This window comes from Aquitalea sp. S1-19, assembly GCF_024343515.1.
The window spans coordinates 1-2,580 of record NZ_RJTZ01000219.1; the positions used below are offsets into that span (position 1 = coordinate 1).

4 protein-coding genes are annotated in these 2,580 nt (G+C 60.5%); 2 read left to right on the forward strand and 2 right to left on the reverse strand.

Annotation, left to right across the window (positions count from 1 at the left end; all coding sequences use genetic code 11):
- On the forward strand, positions 1-388 hold a 388-nt coding region (locus tag EGI20_RS17420; protein WP_498632976.1), incomplete at its 5' end, for a methyltransferase.
- Positions 389-455: 67 nt separating this feature from the next.
- Here the strand turns inward: EGI20_RS17420 and EGI20_RS17425 are convergent.
- Complete coding sequence (locus EGI20_RS17425) at positions 456-1,379, reverse strand: PliI family lysozyme inhibitor of I-type lysozyme (protein WP_498632978.1); 924 nt, start codon at positions 1,377-1,379, stop codon at positions 456-458.
- Between the two features lie 59 nt (positions 1,380-1,438).
- A complete protein-coding gene (trxC, locus tag EGI20_RS17430) occupies positions 1,439-1,870 on the reverse strand; it encodes a thioredoxin TrxC (protein ID WP_498632979.1) in 432 nt (143 codons plus the stop codon).
- A gap of 93 nt (positions 1,871-1,963) precedes the next feature.
- On the opposite strand from trxC, the gene EGI20_RS17435 reads away from it, so the two are divergent.
- On the forward strand, positions 1,964-2,580 hold a 617-nt coding region (locus EGI20_RS17435), incomplete at its 3' end, for a glycerate kinase (protein ID WP_498632981.1).

Consider the following 2,580-nt stretch of genomic DNA (forward strand, 5'->3'; position numbering starts at 1 on the left):
TACCGCCACCGACGACGCGATCCGCTTCGCGCTGGAAAAGGATGCCCAGTTCATCGTGCTGGTGCCGTGCTGCCAGGCCGAAGTTGCCGCCGAACTGCGTCAGGTGAAGGCCAAGCTGCTGGCGGGTACGCCATTGGCCGAGCTCGTGCGCCACGGCATCCATACCCGCGAGTTCGGCAGCCAGCTGACCAATGTATTGCGCTGTCTGCTGTTGGAATCGCACGGCTACCAGCTTACCGTCACCGAGCTGGTCGGCTGGGAGCACTCGATGAAGAACGAGCTGATCGTGGCCAGAAAAGGCCATAAGCGCGGCGGTGCGCGTGAACGTGCCGAGTCTATCGTCGACACCTTTATGCTGGGAAACCTGAAGGCGCGCTTTATTTATTGATGCACGCTTGTAAGGGGCCGCCGGATGGCGGCCCCTTCTTGCTTTAAAACCGCCTCTCTTGACGCTTTCAGTACGTTACTACCTTGTCCATTTTCAATTGCCAACCCGCTTCGCCTGGCACCAGACGGTACTGGATCTGGCGCATGCCGCCAGTTGGCTTGGCATTGATATCTCCGTCCCGATAGACCGGGAAGCGGCGTAGCAAGCGCCCCTCGCCAACCGCAAATGCATCATGCCCCTGATAGCCTTGTGACAGTTTCTTGTCGGTAGAGAGGTCGGGCAGATGGATCTCGCTCAGCGATTTTTTACGATTGACGGCGTAGCCGACCAGTGAACCGTAGCTGCCGCTGCCGGCCGAATTGACGTAAACATAAACTTCGGGCGAGCCGTCGGCATTGAGGTCAGCCACTTCGGCGCCGCTCACGCTGCCGTCTATTTCACGCTTGATGGGCGTATTGCTGCCTGAAAGTCCGGACGGGGTGATAGTGAGCTGGTTGAGCGAGCCCTCGTTGGTTGCCATCACATGAAAATTGACGCCTTGCAGGTTCAGTGTCTTGTCGAAGGCAGTTGACGTGGCCTTATGTGCGCTTGCTTCTATGCCGACCTTGAGCGTGTAGCGGGCCGTTTCATTGCGTCGCGCGGCATTGCGCATCAGGTAGACGCGTATCGTGTAGACGCCGTCGGCGGGAAGCACGCCGCTGTAGTGGTTGCCCAGTGTCGAGCCGACAAACAGTGCTTCATCCGAGCCTGGTGGCAGCAGGTTGAAGTAGGCTGAGCTGTTGCTCGGCGCGAAGTCGACGCGCATCTGTTGCCCGGCGCGCGCGTGCAGTTGGTAGTCGATAGTCTGGTAGCCCTTGAGCTGATCCTTGATGTTGGTGCTGGTCGCGCCCTTGGCGAACACGACGGTTTTTTGCTGGATGTCACTGGCGGCCAGTGCCGGCAGTGGCGACAGCAGGGACAGGCTTAACAGGCAGGCATGCCATGTTTTCATGATGTGCGCTCCATATGACAGTAATCGCCAGTATGGGTGAGCCGGTCGCACCTTGCCAGTCAGCCGTGGCGCGAGAGTTCGCTTCGTGCCCATGCCAGTATCTGTGCTGCGGGCATTGCGCCACTGTGGCGGGCAATTTCGCGGCCGTTCTTGAATAGCACCAGCGTCGGGATGCTGCGTATGGCGTAGCGGGCCGCTGCTTGTGGTGCGCCATCGCTGTCGACTTTGGCAAAGCGTATTTCCGGTGCTTGCCGTGCCGCTTCGGCAAATTGCGGTGCCATGGTTTTACAAGGGCCGCACCAAGCGGCCCAGAAATCGACCAGCACGGGTAACTCGGTTCCCGTCACGAATCCCGGCAGGCTTGCCTCGCCCAGTGGAGCCGGCTCGCCGGCCATTAGCGCTTGCGCACACTTACCGCATTTGGGCTGGTCCTGTAGACGCGCATCGGGTACGCGGTTTTTGGCGCCGCAGCCAGGGCAGACGAGTTGCATGATGGTTTCCTTGTGCTGTCTTATCGGCTGAAGTTTTACTATAGAAGGCCGCCTCATGTCTTTAGAATGCTTTTTATTTGCCGTGGAGTTGTTATGCATTGGCTGATTGCGCCCGATAGTTTCAAGGGCTCCTTGCCTGCTGCCCGTGTGGCCGCGGCAATGGCTGCAGGGCTGCGCCGGGCCGATGCACAGGCCCGGGTGACGCTCAAACCCATGGCCGATGGCGGTGAAGGCACGCTGGATGTGCTCCATAGCGTGTCAGGCGGCATCTGGCGCGAGTGCGTGGTGCACGATGCCACAGGACAGGCGCGAACTGCTGCCTATCTTTGTTTGCCTGATGGCTGTTGCGTGATAGAAGTTGCGCAGGTTGTGCCCTTGGCGGATGTGCCGCCAGGCCCGGCGCTTGAGCGCAGCAGTTTCGGCGTGGGCGAGCTGATGCTGGACGCGCTGGATCAAGGCGCGACGCATCTGGCCCTGGCCTTGGGCGGCTCTTCGACCAACGATGGCGGGGCTGGCCTGTTGCTTGCGCTGGGGGCGCGCTTTGTGGATGCGCAGGGGGAATTGCTGCGGCCTAGCCCTGCGGGATTGACGGATTTGGCGCAGGTGGACTTATCGGCGCTGGATCAGCGTCTGGCGAACACCCGGATCGAGTTGTGGAGCGATGTTGATCACCCCTTGTGCGGCAGGCAAGGCGCTTCGGCGGTTTTCGG